This window comes from Nostoc cf. edaphicum LEGE 07299, from assembly GCF_015207245.1.
Lineage (GTDB): Bacteria > Cyanobacteriota > Cyanobacteriia > Cyanobacteriales > Nostocaceae > Nostoc > Nostoc edaphicum_B.
Map to the genome: position 1 here is coordinate 1 of NZ_JADEXF010000563.1, position 3,928 is coordinate 3,928.

Annotated in this window: 3 protein-coding genes; 2 read left to right on the forward strand and 1 reads right to left on the reverse strand. The window is 42.4% G+C overall.

The features are described from left to right. The first annotated feature begins 19 nt into the window (after positions 1-19). Positions 20-1,255, forward strand: a complete 1,236-nt coding sequence (locus IQ229_RS16845; RefSeq protein WP_194045627.1) for an LL-diaminopimelate aminotransferase — start codon at positions 20-22, stop codon at positions 1,253-1,255. 104 nt (positions 1,256-1,359) lie between these two features. Here IQ229_RS16845 and IQ229_RS16850 read toward each other — a convergent pair whose 3' ends face one another. After that, entirely contained in the window at positions 1,360-2,556 is a 1,197-nt protein-coding gene (locus tag IQ229_RS16850) for an MFS transporter (RefSeq protein ID WP_194045629.1), read from the reverse strand. Between the two features lie 583 nt (positions 2,557-3,139). On the opposite strand from IQ229_RS16850, the gene IQ229_RS16855 reads away from it, so the two are divergent. Further along, a partial coding sequence (locus IQ229_RS16855; protein ID WP_194045631.1) for a M48 family metalloprotease occupies positions 3,140-3,928 on the forward strand: 789 nt, incomplete at its 3' end.

Sequence of the window (3,928 nt, forward strand, 5' to 3'; positions counted from 1 at the left end):
GTTTTTCATAATCCACATAATGGCAACTATTAACGACAACTACCTGAAGCTGAAAGCGGGTTATCTGTTTCCAGAAATTGCTCGGCGGGTGAATGCCTTTGCAGAAGCTAACAGTAATGCTAAAATCATCCGGCTGGGCATTGGTGATGTTACCGAACCTCTACCGGAGGCTTGCCGTACAGCGATGATTAAAGCTGTGGAAGAAATGGGCGATCGCAATACCTTTAAAGGCTATGGCCCAGAGCAAGGCTACGCATGGTTGCGGGAAAAAATTGCTACTCAAGATTTTCAAGCACGAGGAGCCAATATAGATGCTTCCGAAATCTTTATCTCTGACGGTTCCAAGTGCGACACAGGTAACATTTTGGAAATCTTTGGTCATGACAATATAATTGCCGTTACTGACCCAGTTTACCCTGTGTATGTAGACACTAATGTTATGGTGGGAAATACTGGGGATGCCAACGATAAAGGCGAATTTGAGGGTTTAGTTTATCTGCCAATTACGGCTGATAACAACTTCACCGCCGAAATTCCTTCAAAGAAAGTAGATTTAATTTATCTCTGCTTTCCCAATAACCCCACTGGCGCAACTGCAACCAAGGAATATCTCAAGGCTTGGGTGGACTATGCCAAAGCTAATAACTCGATTATTTTCTTTGATGCAGCCTACGAAGCTTATATTACCGATACATCGATTCCGCACTCAATTTATGAAATTGAAGGTGCAAGAGAAGTTGCGATCGAATTTCGCTCTTTCTCTAAGAACGCAGGTTTTACAGGAACTCGTTGCGCGTTAACCGTAGTACCAAAGACACTCACAGCCAAAGCCACCGATGGTTCCGATGTAGAACTATGGAAACTCTGGAATCGCCGCCAGTCTACCAAGTTTAATGGTGTTTCTTACATCGTCCAACGAGGAGCCGAAGCGGTTTACTCTGAAGAAGGACAAGCGCAAATCAAAGGATTGGTGAGTTTCTATCTAGAAAACGCCAAAATTATCCGCGAGAAACTCACAGCCGCCGGATTGTCAGTTTATGGTGGCGTGAATGCACCTTACGTTTGGGTGAAAACTCCTAATGGTTTATCCAGTTGGGAATTCTTTGATAAGCTGCTGCAAACTGTCAACGTTGTAGGGACACCTGGTTCTGGCTTTGGTGCTGCGGGTGAAGGTTACTTCCGCATTTCGGCGTTTAACAGCCGGGAGAATGTCGAAGAAGCCATGAAGCGGATTGCTGAGAACTTTAAGGTGTAGAGCGATCGCTTTTGTTAAACTCAATCTATTAGTCTAAAGGTTACGGTGGGCTGTATTATCCACCGCAACCTCATAGATAATTTATTGAGATTCAGTTAGCTTACTTATATTTGCAAATATTTTTTTCTATTAATTACCAATAATAAGACAGCAGCGATCGCAAACAAACTTCCAGTTATAAATGTTGCCTCTGCTCCCAATGTTTGCCACAATCCCCCAGCTAGCAAACTAGCAGGTAAAAGCGCTAATCCCACAGCCAAATTGAAGAATCCAAAAGCAGTGCCGCGCAGATTTGCAGGTATACTATTTGCCACTAGCGCTAACAGCAATCCTTTACTCATACCTAAATGCAGACCATAAAGGGCAAACAATCCCCAGACTTGCCAAGGTGTCTGCACGAAAGCAAAGCCTAGATACACTAGAGCATATAGGAGAAATCCGCCTACTAGTAAACCAAATTTTCCCACGCGATCTGAAAGTATTCCCAATGGGTAGGCGCTGAACGAGTAGGCGATGTTCACCACCATTAATGTCAATGGGATGAGTGAAGCAGAAATACCTGTTTGTTCAGCTCGCAGCAACAAAAAAGCATTGCTGGAGTTGCCTAAATTGAATAGCAATGCCACTACTACAATTACCCAGTATCCTGAACCCAAACTGTATAAAGCTTCCCATTGCAGAGGATTGCTTCGGTTTCCTTGAGTTTGAGTTGTTTTTGGTTCGCGCACTCCCACTACTAATAAAGCCACTGCGAAGAATCCAGGGATGAGTGCTAGCCAAAAAATGAGGCGGAAGTTGTTTTTGGATGCAGCCATCAGGGTAAATGCTGCCAAAGGCCCCAAAAATGCTCCGATAGTATCGAGGGATTGACGCAATCCGTAGGCTGCGCCGCGTACTTCTGGATTAGTGGAATCGGCAACTAAGGCATCGCGGGGCGCTACCCGAATACCTTTGCCAATGCGATCGCCAAATCGAGCTATTAACACCCCAGTCGGATTGGTAGCTACAGCAAATAGAGGTTTCACAAAGGTTGATAATCCGTATCCAAACACCGCTAATCCTTTACGATGTCCCCAGTAATCACTCAATACTCCTGAAAAGACTTTTAAGATTGAAGCTGTCGCCTCTGCGATACCTTCAATGATGCCGACAGTCAAAATATCTGCCCCTAAAACTGATACTAGAAACAAGGGCAACACAGAATTAATCATCTCGGAACTAATATCTGTCAACAGACTGACAAACCCTAAAACCCAAACAGTCTGAGGAATTTTCTGGACAAATTTATTTTGTAGCTGCATTTTGCCTGTTTTTACTACAATAGTGATAGAGATACCCCTACAGCCGATTTATTTGCTGCAAAAATTTTTGAAAATAGTATTACTATATCAGTTCTGTAATTCTTGAGAACCAATAGTCTAATGAGGTGAAACTAATTAAACTGCGTTCTTGGTTGCCAAAAATTTGCGATCGCGATTAGTTTGATACCCCAAAATATTCACAAGCTACTGAAGCTTTGAAAGCGTGCGAATTAGATTTTCAGGTATTTACCGAACAGGTAGATCAAATACAAGGAATAAACTCAGAACCTTTATAAGTAACTGCATCTTAACTAATGGTGTAGGCATAGCCTAATCTAAGCATCACAGTTGTAATTTCTGCCTAGAGCAACAATTTATTCCTATAGATAGATGTATTTTCAGTATTTATAAGAATTAATTTTATTCCTAAATTACTTATTACTAAAACTTAAGTAGGAAAACCGTACTTATCTGATAGGTTTTCTGTACTATATATCTAAGTTTAGCTGGATAAAATCAAAATGTAGCTGAAGTAATGCTGTTTTCTAAAAAATTTACACAGCATTAGCAGGAGAGCAAAAACATGACAAATCAATTGAAAACGGCTGCTTTGCTAGCTGCGTTAAGTGGTCTTTTGATTGCAATTAGTTACTGGGTAATTGGTGGTTATAGTGGCTTGATTATCGGGATTGGCTTGGCAGCAGTAACCAACCTGTTTTCCTGGTATCAATCAGATAAAATTGCCCTAGCAGTATACCAGGCGCAACCTGTGAGTGAAAGGGAAGCACCAGGACTTTATCGGATGGTGCAAAGATTGAGCAATCGCGTTAACATTCCTATGCCTAAAGTTTACATAGTTCCTAGCCTTGGTGCTAACGCTTTCGCTACAGGGCGCGATCCAGAACACGCTGCTGTGGCTGTCACCGAAGGTATTCTAAATATATTGCCAGATGATGAACTCGAAGGCGTTATCGCCCACGAGCTAACCCATATTATTAATCGTGACACCTTGACACAAGCCGTTGCTGCTACTGTGGCTGGTGCGATTTCATTCCTAGCCCAAATGGTTAGTTACAGCCTATGGTTTGGTGGTGGTTCACGAGATGACAACAGAGGTGGAAATCCAATAGGAGTTTTATTAACAGTCATGCTTGCGCCACTGGCTGCGACAATCATTCAGCTAGCAATTTCGCGCACACGAGAATTTTCTGCTGATGCAGGTTCTGCTAGATTAACTGGTAATCCCCGCGCTTTAGCTAGGGCATTGCAACGCTTAGAAGCTTCAGCAAAGCAAATGCCTTTAAATGCTAATCCAGCTTATGAGCCGTTATTAATTATCAATTCCATCTCTGGACAGTCTGTCTCTTATACA

Bases quoted from the DNA above. Each gene is read 5' to 3' on its own strand.
- IQ229_RS16845 (WP_194045627.1), top strand. From the start codon at position 20: ATGGCAACTATTAACGACAACTACCTGAAGCTGAAAGCGGGTTATCTG.
- IQ229_RS16850 (WP_194045629.1), bottom strand. From the start codon at position 2,556: ATGCAGCTACAAAATAAATTTGTCCAGAAAATTCCTCAGACTGTTTGG.